Genomic DNA, 15,472 nt, shown 5'->3' on the forward strand with positions numbered 1-15,472 from the left:
AGCGTGGCAGGGCGCGGTCGCCCGCCGACAGGCAGAAGATAGGAGAACGCGGATGCGGCCTCAACGCACGTGAAGGTGAGGGAGACGGGATTTAGGTGCGCATACAAACAGGGCTTATCCCGCCTCGCACCGGCCTCACGCGGCAGTGAGGCGCGTCACGCCTCGGCTTCGATCAGGCCCAGTCCGCGGAGATAGACGCCGATCCCCGCCTCCAGCAGATCCTCGGGCGGGAAGGGCGTGTTGGACCCCGGCTTGCCGCGGGCGAAGAGTTCGACGACGCCGTGACTCATCGCCCAGATATGGGCGCTGACCATCGCTGCCGGGGGGCGGCGTTCGGGCGGGATGTGGCGCGACAAGTCTTCGGCCGCGCGCTCCAGCACGCCGCGGGACCGGGCGACGGCGCGGGCCAGTTCCGGCGTGGCGTGGCGCGACAGGCCGCTCTCGAACATCGCCATGTAGTGCCCCGGATGCTTGCGCGCAAAGGCGAGATAGGCGCGGCCCGTTGCCTCGAAGGCGCGCAGCGCCGAGGGCTGGCCGCTCTCGAAGGCGTATTCCATCAGGTCGCCGAAGATCGCGTGCCCCTGAAGGGCGCATTCGATGATGAGGTCCTCGCGCCCCTCGAAATGGCGGTAGACGGCGGCGGGGGTCACGCCCGCCTGCTTGGCCGCCTCCGACAGGGTGAAACCGGTCGGGCCCTTCTCCTCGATCAGCGAGAGGGCCGCGTCGACCAGCGCCTGGCGCAGGTTGCCGTGGTGGTAGCCGCGCTTAGGCACCGGCGAGCCACAGCTCCGGGCCGCCGGCGGTCTGCGGGTCGACCCGGGTCACGGCCTCGTCGCGACCCTCGTAGGGAATGCGGGACAGGATCGCCGAGATGGCGTCGATCCGTGCGCGCCGCTTGTCGTCGGACCGGACCACCGTCCATGGCGCGAAGTCGAAATGGGACCGCGCGAAGGTCTCGCCGATGGCGTCGGTATAGGCGTCCCAGCGCGAGAGGCCCTCGACGTCGATCCGGCTGAGCTTCCAGTGCTTGAGCGGATCGCTTTCCCGCGCGAGCATGCGGCGCAGCTGCTCTGCCCGGCCGACATTGAGCCAGAGCTTGACGAGGATGATCCCGTCCTCGACCAGCAGGTGCTCGACCTCGGGCAGCTGGGCGAAGAACGCCTCGCGCTGGGCGTCGGTGCAGAAGCCGAAGACCTTTTCCACCACGGCGCGATTGTACCAGGAGCGGTCGAAGACCGTCATCTCACCGGCTGAGGGCAGATGGCCCAGATAGCGCTGGAAATACCACTGCCCGGCCTCGGTCTCGGTCGGCTTCGACAGCGCCACGATCCGGGCCGAGCGGGGCGACAGGTTGTCGGTCAGCCGCCGGATCGTGCCGCCTTTCCCGGCCGCGTCGCGCCCCTCGAAGACGGTGAGGATGCGGGCGCCGGTCTCGCGCGTCCAGGCCTGCATCTTCACCAGCTCGATCTGGAGGGCGTGGAGCCGCTCCTCGTAGACGTCGCGGTCGAGCCATCGCTCGTAGGGATAGTCGTCGGTCAGCACGTCCTTCCTTCCGCCCGCCGCCAGCGCGTCGCGGATTTCCTGCGGGGCCTCTTCGTCGTGAAAGCGGGTGATGGCGGCGTCGAAGGGCTTCTGCATGGGGGTCTCCTCGGGCTTGGCCCTATATGGCGGCGCGCCGGACGGGGGACCAGCCCTGGCGCGGCGGGCCTCGGCTTCCCGGCTCACGGGGTCACAGACGGCGCCGCGCCGAACCGCCAGGGCCCCAACCGGCGCTGCAAGGGCCGCGCTTGAACCCCGCGCCCCCCCGTGCGACGCAAGGGCGCGACCGCAAGGGGGAATGATTCATGCGGACTGGCCTCTATCCCGGGACCTTCGATCCGATCACTCTGGGCCATACCGACATCATCAAGCGGGCCTGCCGGCTGGTCGACCGCCTCGTGATCGGGGTGGCGATCAACCGCGACAAGGGCCCCTTGTTCACCCTCGAGGAACGGGTCGCCATGGTCGAGGCCGAGGCGGCAGGCTGGACCGGCAAGACCGGCACCGAGATCGTCGTCCACCCGTTCGAGAATCTGCTGATCGACTGCGCCCGCGACGTGGACGCGCAGGTCATCGTGCGCGGCCTGCGCGCGGTCGCGGATTTCGAGTACGAGTACCAGATGGTCGGCATGAACCGGGTGCTCGACGACCGGATCGAGACGGTCTTCCTGATGGCCGAGGCGGAGCATCAGGCCATCGCCTCGAAGCTGGTCAAGGAAATCGCCCGCTTGGGCGGCAACGTGTCGAGCTTCGTGACCCCGGCGGTGAACGCCGCACTGAACGGCAAGTTTCCCCGTCCCTGAGGATCGGCGACGAAGGCTCGCCGGACGCGCTGGCGATCCCGCATCCGCTCAGTGCTGCTCGTCGGCGGGTGCGAAATCGCCCGTCTCATCGCCTCCTACACCTCCGGCCGTGCGACCCTATTGGAGGGAGGGATGAACGACGCTGTGCGAGAGGACGCCCTTCCTCCTGCGCTTGCGTGTCCACTGAGCGGCCTTCCATCCGGACGGCTGCACCGACATCTGCTACGCGTGGGACGACATGAACGTGCAGATCACGGGGTGAGGTACGCTTGGGTCGCTAATCGCACCCTCCGCAAGGACTGCAGTACTCGGGCAGCACGAGGGCCAAAGCTCAATCTATCGCATCGTGAATCCCGATGGCGGGATCGAGATCGAGATCGAGCGACGCGACGACGGGCTGGAATGGGTCCGGACGTACGAGGACAGCGCGCTTGCGACGCAGCGGACGCTGGACCTGGGCGACAGCTTCGACTGGCACGAACGCGTCCGCAGCTTCGACGCGTCCGGCAAGGTGGCGAGCTTCCTGCAGGTCAGCGACGCCGAGCATGCGGCGGCGCCGGATGCCGAGGACCCTTGGGCGGCCTGTGGTCTGGCCGACCTCGCCTCGGGGGATGTGACGGCGCAGATCGGCGAGCTGGGCGGGTTCGACGACGGCGATGCGTGGCGGATGTTCCGCGAGATCTCCAACGGGATCTTCGAGGCCGGCTGACCCCCTCCGTCAGCTCTGCGAGCCGCGGCTGAGCGCCGCGACGCCGGTGCGGGCCATCTCGACCAGGCCGATGGGGCGCATCAGGTCGGCGAAGGCGTCGATCTTGCCGACATCGCCGGTGATCTCGAAGACGAAGCTGTCGAGCGTCGAGTCGACCACGTTGGCGCGGAAGATCTCGGCCAGGCGCAGCGCCTCGATGCGCTTGTCGCCGGTGCCGTGAACCTTGAACAGCGCCAGCTCCCGCTCGACGGCCTTGCCCTCGACGGTCAGGTCGCGGACCGCGTGAACGGGGACGATGCGGCCGATCTGGGCCTTGATCTGCTCGATCACCTGCGGCGTGCCGGTGGTGACGACCGTGATGCGGCTGCGGTGGCCCTCGTGGTCGACCTCGGCGACGGTCAGGCTCTCGATATTGTACCCCCGGCCCGAGAACAGCCCGATGACCCGGGCCAGCACGCCGGCCTCGTTGTCGACGATCACCGCCAGCGTATGCCTCTCCTGCACGTCCGAGAAGGTCGGGCGGAGGTTGTAGGCGGAATGGCTTGTCGAGCCCTTCTTCAGCTTGATCGGTGACACGGGCATCCTCCTTCGGGTCGGGCACTTGTGCGCGATTCTGCCTATGGACGGAAGACGCAATCGCCCGGCGGGAACCGCCCCCAAGCGCCGGTGTTCCCCCTCTGCCAAGGTCGCAAGGACGCGACCAGCACCCGATCGAGACATCGAGGACCTGCACCATGAAGACGATCACCCTGACCGCCGCCGCCCTGCTGGCGCTGGCGCTGCCCGCCGCCGCCCAGATGGCGCCGATGAGCTACGACACCAATGCCGATGGCCTGATCGGCAGCGACGAGTTCAACGCGGGCTTCACCGAGAGCGACACCTTCGGCACCTACGATTCGGATGCCGACGGCATGCTGAACGAGGAGGAGTTCGACGCGGCCTTCACCGACCGCGAGGGCTTCGACGAGATGATGGGCGAGCGCGAGTTCGGCTCCTTCTCGGACTACGACAGCGATGCGGACGGCTTCCTCGACGAGGAAGAGTACAACACTGCCTGGTTCAACCAGTACGACGCCGACGGCTCGGGCGACATCGACGAGGCCGAGCGCGGCATGATGGATGCCGACATGGGCGAGGGCGGCGTCTTCGGCGACATGGAAACCGACGCCTGATCCAGACGGATCCTTCGCGACGCGGCGGGCGGTCCCCCGGGGGCCGCCCGCTTCGCGTGTGCGGAACAAAGCCCGGACGGCGCCGGTTTTTCCGATACCTGCAAACGAATGGAGACACCCCATGACCCGCATCGCTCTTGCCGCGATCCTGCTCACGGCGACCGCAGCCCATGCGAACGACCACTGGTCCGATCTCGACGGCGACGGATTGCTGGAGCCCGACGAGTTCGGCCTCGAAGGCCCGTCCTTCGAGGATATCGATGCCAATAACGACGGCGTCATCAGCGGCGGCGAGTACGACGCCTTCCTGCTGCTGACCGCCGATGACGGCATCGCCATCCCCGAAGAGGTGCTGCCGGGCGAGGACGGGCTGGAGGCGAGCCGCGTCGACGCCACGGAGGTCGAGCCGAAGATCATCAGCGTCGACGAGTGAACGGACCGCCGCTAGCCGGGCTTGCGCCACAGGCCCACGGCGAAATGGCTTCCGTCCGGCGTATCCGCCAGCGCCGCATCCGCCGCGATGAGATCGTCGTAGATCGGATGCGTCTCGCCCACGGCACCTGCGATGGGCGGAGCGCAGAGATGGATGAGTTGCCCCCCGATCCTGCGGATCGGCAAAACCGTACGCCGCTTCCACGCTTCGGGGATCAACTCGCTCTGCGGCGCCTCGGAGGGGTCGCGCAGTATCTGCCGCAGATGGCTGACCGGAGTCCGGCGCCGGACCTGTAAAGCGACGTCGCCCAGGACCGCAGCGTGAACCCTCAGGAAAGCCCGCGCCGCCCTGACCTGGCTGAAGGGAAATTGCAGTCGCTTCGGCCCTATGTAGTCGTTGACCAGAAGCAGGCCGCCGGGGCGCAGCACCTCAATGCTCCAGCGCAAGGCGTCGTCCACGTCCATCATGTGATGCAGCGCGTGATCCCAGGTCACCAGATCGAAGCGCGGCTCGGCGGGCGCGGCGAAGGCGTCGCCCAGGATCATCTCGACCCTGTCCGCCATCCCGTCCCGCCGGGCCGCCTCGCGCGCGGCCTCGGCCCGGGTTCCGGCGACTTCGTAGAGCGTGAAGTGCCGGACCAGTCCTGCGGCCATGAGGCGCCGCTCCTTCGCGCCGTCCCCCGCGGCAACGGACACTCCGCGTGCGGCGGTCTTCCCTCCCAGGGCGGCGCGCAGCAGATCCGGCACGCCGCGCCCCGCTCCATTGGCGATCCGGCGCTCGATCTCGTCGTTCAGCGCCGGGATCGTCCACCAGTTTCGGGTCCGGGGCGCGGACGACCAGCGCCGTCCGGCCTTCCATGTCAGGAGACGGTCGATCGCCGCCATCAGGACGCCTTCCGTGCTCGATGCGGTGCGAGGCTGCTCCTCACACGAGCACCGCCCCCGTCGCCGTGATCTGCCCCTGCGTCTCGGCGTTGGCCAGCAGCATCTCGTTATGCGCCTTGCCCGACGGGATCATCGGGAAGCAGTTCTCGTGCTTCGCGACAAGGCAGTCGAAGATCACCGGGCCGTCATGGTTCAGCATCTCCATGATCGCGTCGTCCAGATCGTCGGGGTCGGAGCACAGGATGCCCTTCGCGCCGAAGGCCTCGGCCAGCTTGACAAAATCGGGCAGGGCCTCGGACCAGCTCGAGGAATAGCGCTCTCCGTGAAGAAGCTCCTGCCACTGGCGGACCATGCCGAGCCGCTCGTTGTTGAGGATGAACTGCTTCACGGGCAGGCGATACTGCACCATCGTGCCCATCTCCTGCATGTTCATCAGCCAGGACGCCTCGCCCGCGACGTTGATGACCAGCGCGTCCGGATGCGCGACCTGCACGCCCATGGCCGCGGGCTGGCCATAGCCCATCGTGCCCAGGCCGCCTGAAGTCATCCAGCGGTTGGGCGCCTCGAAGCCCATGTACTGCGCGGCCCACATCTGGTGCTGGCCCACTTCGGTGCAGATGTAGCGGTTGGGGTGGTCTCTGGTCAGCGCCTCCAGCCGCTCCACGGCATATTGCGGGCGGATGACCTTGCCTTCCTGGGTGTAGGCCAGGCAGTCGACGGTGCGCCACTGCTCGATCTGCGCGGTCCATTTCTGAAGCGCGCGCGCGTTCACCTTGCGGCCCCGCGCCTTCCAGAGACGCAGCGCGTCCTCCAGGACATGGGCCACGTCGCCCAAAATCGGGACGTCGGCCTTGACGACCTTGTTGATGCTCGACGGGTCGATGTCGATATGGACCTTGATCGACTTGGGCGAGAAGGCGTCGAGCCGTCCGGTGATCCGGTCGTCGAAGCGCGCGCCGACATTGATCATCAGGTCGCAGCCATGCATCGCCATGTTGGCCTCGTAGAGGCCGTGCATCCCCAGCATCCCCAGCCAGTGTTTGCCCGAGGCGGGATAGGCGCCCAGCCCCATCAGCGTGGAGGTGATCGGGATGCCGGTCGCGTCCACCAGCTCGCGCAGCAACTGGCTCGCCGCCGGGCCGGAATTGATGACGCCCCCGCCGGTGTAGAAGACCGGGCGCTCGGCGGTCTCGATCAGCTCGACCAGCTGCTCGATGGCCTCCATGTCGCCCTTGAGCCGAGGCTGGTAATGCGACGTCTTCACCTGCTTCGGGCCGGTGTAGTTGCCGCTGGCGAACTGGATGTCCTTCGGGATGTCGATGAGCACCGGCCCGGGCCGGCCGGAGGTCGCGACGTGGAACGCCTCGTGCATGACCTTGGGCAGGTCGTCGGTGTCCTTCACCAGCCAGTTGTGCTTGGTGCAGGGCCGGGTGATGCCGACGGTGTCGGCCTCCTGGAAGGCGTCGGAGCCGATCATGAAGGTCGGCACCTGTCCCGTCAGCACGACGATCGGGATCGAATCCATCAGCGCGTCGGTCAGGCCGGTGACGGCGTTGGTCGCGCCGGGGCCGGAGGTCACCAGTGCCACGCCCGGCTTGCCGGTCGAGCGGGCATAACCTTCGGCGGCGTGGACCGCGGCCTGCTCGTGGCGGACGAGGAAGTGGCGGATGTCGTTCTGCTGGAAGATCTCGTCATAGATCGGCAGCACGGCGCCGCCGGGATAGCCGAAGATCGTGTCGACTCCCTGGTCCTTCAGCGCCTTCACGACCATCTGCGCGCCAGTCAACTGCCGCGTGCCAGTCTGCTTGTTCATCGTTCCGTTCCTTCGCCCGGGGACGCCCCGTCTTCCACGAAAAACCCCCGGAGGCTGGGCTCCGGGGGCGCATGGTGACCGATATGGTCGCTGATCCGATCAGCCCATGCACCCTGTTCCGAGAATTACGAGACGCGTCTTCATGCCTGGTCCTTCAACTGCGCGTCATCCATACCGATGGAGGGGACGGGGTCAACCTGCGACGGCGGAGAAAATTGCCCCATGAGGTGGATTTCTTGCCGATAGTTGCGCCTGCCGGGGCTGGAAGCGCGACGAGATCCACGAAAAGGACATGGATCCCCGGTGTTCGTTCGCTATGACAGAACGATGAATCGCCTGAACTACCACCACCTGCGCTATTTCCACGAGGTCGCCACCGAGGGCCATCTGGGCCGCGCGGCCGAGCGGCTGAACGTCTCGCAATCGGCGCTATCGACCCAGATCCGCCAACTGGAGGAGCGGCTGGGCCGGCCGCTCTTCACCCGCGAGGCGCGGGGGCTGCACCTGACCGAGGCGGGGCGCATCGCGCTCGACCACGCGGCACGCATCTTCGCGACCGGGGACGAACTGCTCGCCACCTTCGCGGGCGAGGGCGACGCGGCCCCGCTGCGCGTCGGCTCCCAGTCCACGCTGTCGCGCAACTTCCAGCTCGGCTTCCTGCGCCCGGTGCTGGAGGCCGCGCGGTGGGAGATCGCGTTGACCTCCGGCAGCACGGCGACCCTGCTGGACGGCTTGCGCGCGCTGTCGCTCGATGTCGTGCTGACCACCGCGCTGCCCGAGGACGGCGACCTCTCGGCCACCCGGGTCGACGATCAGGCCGTCGGGCTGCACGGCACGCCCGCCCGGCTGGCGCACGAGACCCTGCGCGACCTGCTCGCCGCCGAGCCGCTGATCCTGCCCACCGACGCCGCGATCCGCAGCCAGGTCGAAGCGCTGTTCGACCGGCTCTCGGTCCGGCCCCGGGTCGCGGCCGACGTGGACGACATGGCGATGATCCGGCTGCTCGCGCGCGAGGGGCTGGGCCTCGCCATCGCGCCCGCCGTCGTCATGGCCGACGAGATCGCCTCGGGCCGCATCGCCACGGCGGCCTTCGACCTCGCCATCGGCGCGCCCTTCTACGCCGTCACCGCCGCCCGCCGCTTTCCGCATCCGGCGCTGCCGCTGCTGCTTTCCGGGGGCTTGCCACCGGGGCAGGGGACTGGCACCTCCGCGCCATGACAACGCTGAAGCAGAGGCTCGCCCGGGGCGACGTGACCCGCGGGCTCTGGCAGAACCTGCCGGGGATGGATGCCGCCGAGATCGCCGCCCGCGCCGGGTTCGACTGGATCGTGATCGACGGGGAGCACGGGCCCTGGGACCCCGCCGCCATCCGCGCCAAGCTGATCGCCGCGCCCGAGGCCGTGATCCGCATCCCCGCGCTGGAGGACTGGATCGTCAAGCAGGCACTCGACCTCGGCGCGCGGACGCTACTCGTCCCAATGGTCGACACGGCGGCCGAGGCCGAGTCCGCCGTCGCCGCCGCCCGCTACCCGCCCGAGGGGCGGCGCGGCGTCGGCGCCATGGTGGCGCGGGCGGGCGCCTGGGGCGCCGACCCGGGCTATGTCGACCGAGCCAATGCGGAGGTCTCGATCTGGGTCCAAGCTGAGAGCCGGGCCGCCCTCGGCAATCTCGAGGCCATCTGCGCCGTGCCCGGGATCGACTGCGTCTTCCTTGGCCCCGCCGATCTCGCCTGGGACATGGGACAGCGCCCCGGCGCGCCCGAGGTCCTGGCCGCACTGGAGGACGCCATCGCCCGCATCGCCGCCACCGGCACGCCGCCCGGCATCTTCGCAGCCGACCCGGAGCGGTGGGTGAAGGCGGGCGCGCGCGCCGTCTGCCTCGGGTCGGATGCGATGGTGCTGACGGCCGGGCTGGCCGCGCTGCGATGATCCGGCTGGCCGCCCGCGGCATCCGTGCCGCGTGGGAGCCGTCTTCGGGTCACCTGCCGGAGCTTGAAATCGGCGGCGCCCCCGTCCTGCACGCCGCGCCCTGGCGGGACGACCCCGCCATCCAGGCGGACGCGTCGATCCCCGTGGTGAACCGCCGCCTCGGCGGCACTTTCACCTGCGCGCCCTTCGGCGCCGACGACGCCGATCATGGCCCGCCCCACGGGTTGACGGCCAACGCGCCCTGGACCGTGACCCGTGCCGCGCCCTCTGCGCTGAACGCACGCCGCGCGCTCCCGCGCGGGCGCATCGAGGCCCGGATCGCCCTGCGCGACGGCCATCCGGCGCTCTACCAGACCCATGTGCTGGAGCTCGAGGCGCCCTGCAGCTTCGCCCATCACCCGATGATCCACGCCGCCCGCGGGGGACGCCTCTCCGCGCCGACGCCTCGCGCCTCGCTGACCTGGCAGGCCGACGCGCCGGTCTTCGCCCCGGACCAGCGCGCCGAGGGCTGGGTGCTCCCCACGCCCGACGGCCCGCGCGACCTCCGCGACCTGCCGGCGGACCCCCACGAGGAGTTCGTCGCGCTGACCGGACCCGCCACAGGCGTCGGCTGGACCGCGCTTAGCCGCCATGCCGAGGGCGACACGATCCTGATCCTCCGCCGCGCCGAGCAGCTTCCGCTGACCATGCTCTGGCTGTCCAACGGCGCCCGGACCGCCCCACCCTGGAACGGCCGCTTCCGCAACGTCCTCGGGATCGAGCACGCCACCTGCGCCGGGGCGGAGGGCACCGTCGCCGCGCTCTCCGGCCGAAGCCGCGTCGCCGCCGAGGGCCTGCCGACCGCGCTGCCCCCCGGCCGCCACGTGATCCCCCACGCCATCCTGCGCCTGCCCGAGCCGCTGGAGATTACCACCGTCGAGCTCGGGCCCGACCTGATCCTTGGGACCGAGGCCGGCCCCCGCACCGTCCCCTTCGACGGAGGTCATTTCGCATGATCCTCGTGGACGCAGATGCCTGCCCCGTTAAGCGCGAGATCCAGGAGATCGCGCTGCGCCGCAACGTACCCGCGATCTTCGTCGCCGCGACCTATCTGCGCCTGCCGGAACATCCGCTCTTCAGGATGTTCGTCGCGGGCGACGCGTTCGACGCCGCCGACGATGCCATCGCGAAGGTGGCCCGGCCCGGCACGGTAACGATCACCGCGGATATCCTGCTGGCCGAGCGGGTGGTCAAGCTCGGCGCGGCCGCGCTCGACCCGAGAGGACGGGAATACACCTCCGCCACCATCGGCGACACGGTCGCCACCCGCGACCTGATGGCCGAGCTGCGCCCCGGCATGATGGGCCAGCAGGGCGGCCAGTCGAGCGGCCCGCCCCCCTTCGGCCCCGCCGACCGCGCAGCCTTCCGGAACGGGCTGGACCGCATCCTCAGCAGGATCGCCAAGGCAGGTGCCTGACCTCCAGAATTCAAATAAAACTGTTCCGGCCTTCCTGTGGCCGAAAATACTTCGGGGGGAGCCGAAGGCGGGGGGCGGAGCCCCCCTCTACCGATTGCCGCCGGGCACGAAGCGCCCGGCTTCCTCGGCCGCCATCCGCAGGGCCCGGGACTTGTTGACCGTCTCCTGCCATTCGGCGTCGGGATCGCTGTCATGGACGACGCCGCCGCCCGCCTGGACGTAGAGCTTGCCGTCCTTCACCACGCCCGTCCGCAAGGCGATGCACATGTCCATGTCACCGCCCGCGCTGAAATAGCCGACGCCGCCGCCGTAGATGCCGCGCTTTTCGGGCTCCAGCTCGTCGATGATCTCCATCGCGCGCACCTTGGGCGCGCCCGAGACCGTCCCCGCCGGCAGGCCCGCAAGAAGCGCCGACAGCGCGTCATGCTCCGGAGAGAGCGTGCCGACGACGTTCGACACGATATGCATGACATGGGAATAGCGCTCGACGATGAACTTCTCGGTCGGGTGCACGGTGCCGGTCCTGGCGACCCGGCCCACGTCGTTGCGGCCGAGATCGAGCAGCATCAGGTGCTCCGCCAGCTCCTTCTCGTCGGCCATCAGCTCCGCCTCGAAGGCGCGGTCGGCCTCGGGCGTGGCGCCGCGCGGCCGGGTCCCGGCGATGGGCCTGATCGTGACCTCGTCGCCGAAGACCCGCACCAGGATCTCGGGCGAGGCGCCGACGATCTGAAAGCCGCCCATGTCGAAATGGAACATGAAGGGCGAGGGGTTCGTGCGCCGCAGCGCGCGGTAGAGCGAGAAGGGCGGCAGCGGAAAGTCGTAGGTCCAGCGCTGCGAGGGCACCACCTGGAAGATGTCGCCGGCGGCGATGTACTCACGTGCCTTCTCGACCGCGGCCAGATAGGCGTCCTTGGTGAAGTTCGACACCGGCTCGGCCAGCGCGAAGGGGTCGGCCATGCGCCGCGTCTCGGTCACCCCGCGCGACAGCGCCGAAAGCGCGTCCTGCAGCCGCTCCGCCGCCTGGGCATAGGCGGCGCGGGCCGAGCGGTCGGCGCCGCCCCAGACGGGCGCCACGAGGATCACCTCGCCCTTCACCCCGTCGAGGACAGCCACGACCGAGGGCCGCATCAGCATCGCATCGGGCACGCCGAGCGGGTCGGGGTTCACGTCCGGCAGATGTTCCACCAGCCGGATCATGTCGTAGCCGAGATAGCCGAACAGTCCGGCGGAGGCTGCGGGCAGCCCCTCGGGCAGATCGATGCGGCTCTCTTCCAGAAGGGCGCGGATGGCCTCCAGCGGCTTGCCCGCATCCTCCCAGGCCTCGGGGTCGTAGCGCGCGGCGCGGTTCACGCGGCTGGTCTCGCCCCGGCATTCCCAGATCAGGTCGGGGCGCATCCCGACGATGGAATAACGCCCCCGCACCTCGCCGCCGGTGACCGATTCCAGCACGAAGGAGAAGGGCTGTGCCTCGGCCAGCTTCATTATCAGCGAGACCGGCGTGTCGAGATCGGCGGGCAGGCGCGTCCACAGCACCTGATTGGCGCCTCGCGCATGCGCGGCCTCGAACGAAGCGAAGCCTGGCTCGATCATGGCGTCACTGGCCCCCGGCGCCGAAGAGTTGCGACTGCACCGCCTGCACCGCCTGCTGGTCGACGGTGAAGCCGATATCGGCGCGCACCGCCTCGGCGAAGGCGCCGTAGAGGTCGTTCGCCATCTGCGCGCGGATCTGCTGCTCGACCGCGGCGATCAGTTCGGCGGTCCGGGCGTCGGCCGGGTCGGGCGTGTTCACCGCGTCGACGCGCAGCACATAGGCGGTCCGCGGGTTGCCGCGCCGGGCGATCACGTCGCCCTGCTCGGCTTCGAAGACGTCGGTCAGCAGCGCTCGGGGCAGGCCTTCGACCACGCCGTCTCGAGCGATGCCGTCCAGCGTCTCGGGTGCAAGCCCGACCTCCTCGAAGCTCGCGCCCGCCTCGATGCGGGCGGCCAGCGCCTCGGCGGCCTCGGCCAGGCGGCGGGCGTCGTCGTCGTCGCGCCAGGCCTGCTCGACCCGCACGCGGACCTCGTCCAGCTCGGGCGTACGCGGCGGCTCGACCGCGTCGAGGCGCAGCGCGAAGAGCCCGCCGTCGGACAGGTCCAGAAGTTCCGGGAAGTCGCCTTCCTCGGCGGCCAGGGCCGCCTCGCGAAAGGCTTCGTAATCCACGATCCCGCCCGAGGCGCCGGGGCGCAGCGCGACGGTGCCGAGCTCCATGTCGGTCTCCTGTGCCAGTTCCTCCAGCGTGGCGCCGCCGGCCAGAAGGTCGTCGATCTCCTCCCGCGCGGCGTCGATCTGACGGCGCGCGGCATCGCGGGCGAGGTTGGCGCGGATGTCGTCGCGCACCTCGTCCAGCGGCACCTCGGTCGCGTCGAGGATCGCGTTCACGCGGAACAGCGCGGGGCCGAGCGAAGTCTCGACCGGCCCGGCCAGCCCCGGCTCCTCCAGCCCGAAGAGCGCGTCGGCCACCTGCGCGTCCAGATCGTCGCGCGCGACATCGCCCATGTCGACGTCGACCAGGGTCAGCCCCCGCTCCTCGACCAGGGCGTCGAAATCGGTCTCGCCCGACTCGATCGCGGCGACAGCCGCGTCGGCGGCGGCTCGGTCGCGGAAGATCAGCCGCTCGGCCAGCACGCGCTCGGGCTGGCGGAACTCCTCGCCCAGCTCCTCGTAGCGCGCGACGATGGCCGCCTCCGGGACCTCGACCTCGTCCAGGATCAGGGTCGGCGTGACCCAGACGTAGGTCAGGCTGCGGGTCTCGGGGATCTCGAAGGCGGCGGCGTTCTCCGTGAAGAAGGCGGCCAGTGCTTCCTCGGTGGGTGCGCGCGAGATGCCGTCGAGCGTGCCGCGCCCGACCTCGGCGAAAGTCACGTCGCGGGTCTCGGCCAGCCAGTCGACGATCGCGTCGGTATGCGCCTCGGGCACCGCGAGCCCGCCGATGACGGCCGCCTGCAGCAGCTCGGCCGCCGCCTCGGCGCGGACCCGCTGCTCGAAGCGGCGCTCGCTCAGGCCGATCTGGCGCAACGCGAAGGTGTAGCCCTCGCGGTCGAACTCGCCCGATATGCCGCCGAAGGCGGGGTTGGAGCGGATCCGCTGCGCCACCTCGGCATCGCCGACGGAGACGCCGAGGCTGCGCGCCTCCTCCTCCAGCGCGGCGAGCGACAGCAGACGCTCCATCACCTGCTGGTCGAGGCCGAACTGCTGCATCTGCTGGATCGTCAGCGCCTGGCCGGTCTGCTGCTGCAGGCGGCGCTGCTCGGCCCGGATGGCGTTGGCGTAATCCTGCACCGTGACCTCGCGCTCGCCGACCTGTGCGACGGTGGAGAGCGTGCCGCCGAACTGGCCCACGCCGAACCCGCCCAGCGCCAGGATCAGAAGGCCCAGGATCGTCCAGACGACGATGTTGCCCTTCTTCTTCGGCCGTCTCTCTTCGTCCGCCATCGGGCCCTCCTGCTCGTGCAGGGCCGTTCCTATGCGGCCCGGCCTGCGGCTACAAGCGGGTCAGAGGCCGCGCGCGGTCACGTCGGCGAGACGGTCGAACAGCACGGCGATCCCGTCCCGATCGGCGTTGGCATAGGCGATACGCAGCGTCGCCTCTGCCCGTCCCGACCCGCCCTCGGCCCGCGACGGTCCGAACATCGTGCCGGGCAGCAGCAGGAGCGAGACGCGGTCGACCAGCGCCCGTGCCACGGCGTCCGAGGGCATGTCGAACGGGTGGGCGACATAGGCGAAATAGGCGCCGCAGCCCAGCGCACGCCAGTCGGCGAGCTTCGCGAACCCGGCATCCATTGCCGCCCGGCGCGCCAAAATCTCCTGCCGTTCGCCTGCGAGCCAGTCGCCCAGGTTCTCCATCCCCCAGAGTGCTGCGCGCTGGCCCAGCCCGTTCGGACAGATCGCCACCGTGTCGAGCCATTTCTCGACCTCCGCCAAACGTGCGGGCGAGCTGCAGATGGCACCGACGCGGTGCCCGGTCAGCCGGTAGGCCTTCGAAAAGGAATAGAGCTGGATCAGCACCTCGTCCCAGTCGGGATCCGCGAACAGGTCGTGGGGCGCCCCTTCGCGCGCATCGAAGTCGCGATAGGTCTCGTCGACGATCAGGGCGAGGCCCCGGGCGCGGGCCAGGTCGCGGAAGGCGGCGACCAGCGCGGCCGGATACTCGACGCCGCCGGGGTTGTTCGGCGTGACCAGCACGATGGCGCGGGTTCGGTCGTCGATCAGCGCGGCGCAGGCCTCCGGGTCGGGCAGCAGGTCGTCGCCGGTCTCGAGGTAGCGCGCGGCAATCCCCTCCATGTCGAGCCACATCTTGTGGTTGAAATAGAAGGGCAGGGGCAGGATGACGTTGTCGCCCGCGCCGGCGAGCGTCGCCAGCGCCGCCGTGAAGGCCTGGTTGCAGCCCGATGTGATGGCGACCTGGTCGGGGCGGACGGTGCCGCCATAGGCCGCCGACCAGTCCTGCGCCACGCGGGCGCGCAGCGCGGGCAGGCCCAGCACGGGGCCATAGAGATGAGCGGCGGGATCGCCCAGCACGATCTCGGCCATCGCCTGCCGCAGCGGCTCGGGCGGAGGGTCCGCCGGGGCCGCCTGGCTGAGATTCAGAAGCGGGCGGTCGGACGGGAAGGTCGCGCCCTCGATCCAGCGGCGCGCCTCCATGACCGGGGGCGGGAAGGTGGCCGCGAAGGCCGGGTTCAGCGGGCCGCGCATCCG

At 69.9% G+C, this 15,472-nt stretch carries 16 protein-coding genes; 8 read left to right on the top strand and 8 right to left on the bottom strand.

Annotation, left to right across the window (positions count from 1 at the left end; translation table 11 throughout):
• Positions 1 to 155: 155 nt before the first annotated feature.
• Together DR046_RS04100 and ppk2 are read right to left on the bottom strand one after the other, a co-directional pair.
• On the bottom strand, positions 156 to 773 hold the full coding sequence (locus tag DR046_RS04100) for a TetR/AcrR family transcriptional regulator (RefSeq protein WP_115380239.1): 618 nt from the start codon (positions 771 to 773) through the stop codon (positions 156 to 158).
• Entirely contained in the window at positions 766 to 1,638 is an 873-nt protein-coding gene (gene ppk2, locus DR046_RS04105; protein WP_115380241.1) for a polyphosphate kinase 2, read from the bottom strand. The genes DR046_RS04100 and ppk2 overlap by 8 nt, the downstream gene beginning before the upstream one ends.
• 206 nt (positions 1,639 to 1,844) lie before the next feature.
• Here ppk2 and coaD point away from each other — a divergent pair, with 206 nt between their 5' ends.
• Positions 1,845 to 2,342: a pantetheine-phosphate adenylyltransferase gene (gene coaD, locus DR046_RS04110; RefSeq protein WP_115380243.1), complete on the top strand. Its 498-nt coding sequence runs from the start codon at positions 1,845 to 1,847 to the stop codon at positions 2,340 to 2,342.
• Between the two features lie 346 nt (positions 2,343 to 2,688).
• Positions 2,689 to 3,051 (top strand): hypothetical protein, encoded by a 363-nt coding sequence (locus tag DR046_RS04115; protein ID WP_115380245.1) that lies wholly within the window; start codon positions 2,689 to 2,691, stop codon positions 3,049 to 3,051.
• A 9-nt stretch (positions 3,052 to 3,060) separates the two neighbouring features.
• On the opposite strand, the gene ilvN is transcribed toward DR046_RS04115, so the two are convergent.
• Positions 3,061 to 3,627 (bottom strand): acetolactate synthase small subunit, encoded by a 567-nt coding sequence (ilvN, locus tag DR046_RS04120; protein ID WP_115380397.1) that lies wholly within the window; start codon positions 3,625 to 3,627, stop codon positions 3,061 to 3,063.
• Positions 3,628 to 3,785: 158 nt separating this feature from the next.
• Between ilvN and DR046_RS04125 the strand changes: the two genes are divergently transcribed.
• Together DR046_RS04125 and DR046_RS23495 are read left to right on the top strand one after the other, a co-directional pair.
• Entirely contained in the window at positions 3,786 to 4,223 is a 438-nt protein-coding gene (locus DR046_RS04125; RefSeq protein ID WP_115380247.1) for an EF-hand domain-containing protein, read from the top strand.
• 121 nt (positions 4,224 to 4,344) lie between these two features.
• Positions 4,345 to 4,656 carry a hypothetical protein gene (locus DR046_RS23495; RefSeq protein ID WP_167766871.1) on the top strand — a complete coding sequence of 104 codons (312 nt, stop codon included), beginning with the start codon at positions 4,345 to 4,347 and terminating at the stop codon, positions 4,654 to 4,656.
• Between the two features lie 11 nt (positions 4,657 to 4,667).
• Here the strand turns inward: DR046_RS23495 and DR046_RS04135 are convergent, their stop codons facing one another.
• Positions 4,668 to 5,540, bottom strand: a complete 873-nt coding sequence (locus DR046_RS04135; protein WP_115380251.1) for a class I SAM-dependent methyltransferase — start codon at positions 5,538 to 5,540, stop codon at positions 4,668 to 4,670.
• A 40-nt stretch (positions 5,541 to 5,580) separates the two neighbouring features.
• Positions 5,581 to 7,353, bottom strand: coding sequence for an acetolactate synthase 3 large subunit (locus DR046_RS04140; protein WP_115380253.1), 1,773 nt, complete (start codon positions 7,351 to 7,353; stop codon positions 5,581 to 5,583).
• A gap of 327 nt (positions 7,354 to 7,680) precedes the next feature.
• Between DR046_RS04140 and DR046_RS04145 the strand changes: the two genes are divergently transcribed.
• From DR046_RS04145 to DR046_RS04160, 4 genes are read left to right on the top strand one after another with little or no spacing between them, the layout of a single operon-like run.
• Complete coding sequence (locus tag DR046_RS04145; RefSeq protein WP_115380255.1) at positions 7,681 to 8,571, top strand: LysR family transcriptional regulator; 891 nt, start codon at positions 7,681 to 7,683, stop codon at positions 8,569 to 8,571.
• Positions 8,568 to 9,281 (top strand): HpcH/HpaI aldolase family protein, encoded by a 714-nt coding sequence (locus DR046_RS04150; RefSeq protein WP_115380257.1) that lies wholly within the window; start codon positions 8,568 to 8,570, stop codon positions 9,279 to 9,281. The genes DR046_RS04145 and DR046_RS04150 overlap by 4 nt, the downstream gene beginning before the upstream one ends.
• Positions 9,278 to 10,276 (top strand): hypothetical protein, encoded by a 999-nt coding sequence (locus DR046_RS04155; protein WP_115380259.1) that lies wholly within the window; start codon positions 9,278 to 9,280, stop codon positions 10,274 to 10,276. The genes DR046_RS04150 and DR046_RS04155 overlap by 4 nt, the downstream gene beginning before the upstream one ends.
• Complete coding sequence (locus tag DR046_RS04160; protein ID WP_115380261.1) at positions 10,273 to 10,737, top strand: YaiI/YqxD family protein; 465 nt, start codon at positions 10,273 to 10,275, stop codon at positions 10,735 to 10,737. The genes DR046_RS04155 and DR046_RS04160 overlap by 4 nt, the downstream gene beginning before the upstream one ends.
• An 87-nt stretch (positions 10,738 to 10,824) precedes the next feature.
• On the opposite strand, the gene trpE is transcribed toward DR046_RS04160, so the two are convergent.
• From trpE to DR046_RS04175, 3 genes are read right to left on the bottom strand one after another with little or no spacing between them, the layout of a single operon-like run.
• Complete coding sequence (trpE, locus tag DR046_RS04165) at positions 10,825 to 12,327, bottom strand: anthranilate synthase component I (protein ID WP_115380263.1); 1,503 nt, start codon at positions 12,325 to 12,327, stop codon at positions 10,825 to 10,827.
• 4 nt (positions 12,328 to 12,331) lie between these two features.
• The gene (locus DR046_RS04170) at positions 12,332 to 14,209 is read right to left on the bottom strand and encodes a peptidylprolyl isomerase (protein WP_115380265.1); all 1,878 of its coding nucleotides are present in this window, start codon (positions 14,207 to 14,209) and stop codon (positions 12,332 to 12,334) included.
• 60 nt (positions 14,210 to 14,269) lie between these two features.
• Entirely contained in the window at positions 14,270 to 15,469 is a 1,200-nt protein-coding gene (locus DR046_RS04175; protein ID WP_115380267.1) for an aminotransferase, read from the bottom strand.
• Positions 15,470 to 15,472: the final 3 nt, after the last annotated feature.

This window comes from Jannaschia formosa (assembly GCF_003340555.1).
In the GTDB taxonomy this organism is placed as follows: domain Bacteria; phylum Pseudomonadota; class Alphaproteobacteria; order Rhodobacterales; family Rhodobacteraceae; genus Jannaschia; species Jannaschia formosa.

Coding starts and splice junctions, on each gene's coding strand:
- DR046_RS04140 (WP_115380253.1), bottom strand. CDS start 7,353: ATGAACAAGCAGACTGGCACGCGGCAGTTGACTGGCGCGCAGATGGTC.
- DR046_RS04145 (WP_115380255.1), top strand. CDS start 7,681: ATGAATCGCCTGAACTACCACCACCTGCGCTATTTCCACGAGGTCGCC.
- DR046_RS04160 (WP_115380261.1), top strand. CDS start 10,273: ATGATCCTCGTGGACGCAGATGCCTGCCCCGTTAAGCGCGAGATCCAG.
- DR046_RS04175 (WP_115380267.1), bottom strand. CDS start 15,469: ATGCGCGGCCCGCTGAACCCGGCCTTCGCGGCCACCTTCCCGCCCCCG.
- coaD (WP_115380243.1), top strand. CDS start 1,845: ATGCGGACTGGCCTCTATCCCGGGACCTTCGATCCGATCACTCTGGGC.
- trpE (WP_115380263.1), bottom strand. CDS start 12,327: ATGATCGAGCCAGGCTTCGCTTCGTTCGAGGCCGCGCATGCGCGAGGC.
- DR046_RS04125 (WP_115380247.1), top strand. CDS start 3,786: ATGAAGACGATCACCCTGACCGCCGCCGCCCTGCTGGCGCTGGCGCTG.
- DR046_RS04150 (WP_115380257.1), top strand. CDS start 8,568: ATGACAACGCTGAAGCAGAGGCTCGCCCGGGGCGACGTGACCCGCGGG.
- DR046_RS04135 (WP_115380251.1), bottom strand. CDS start 5,540: ATGGCGGCGATCGACCGTCTCCTGACATGGAAGGCCGGACGGCGCTGG.
- DR046_RS04170 (WP_115380265.1), bottom strand. CDS start 14,209: ATGGCGGACGAAGAGAGACGGCCGAAGAAGAAGGGCAACATCGTCGTC.
- DR046_RS04155 (WP_115380259.1), top strand. CDS start 9,278: ATGATCCGGCTGGCCGCCCGCGGCATCCGTGCCGCGTGGGAGCCGTCT.
- ppk2 (WP_115380241.1), bottom strand. CDS start 1,638: ATGCAGAAGCCCTTCGACGCCGCCATCACCCGCTTTCACGACGAAGAG.
- DR046_RS23495 (WP_167766871.1), top strand. CDS start 4,345: ATGACCCGCATCGCTCTTGCCGCGATCCTGCTCACGGCGACCGCAGCC.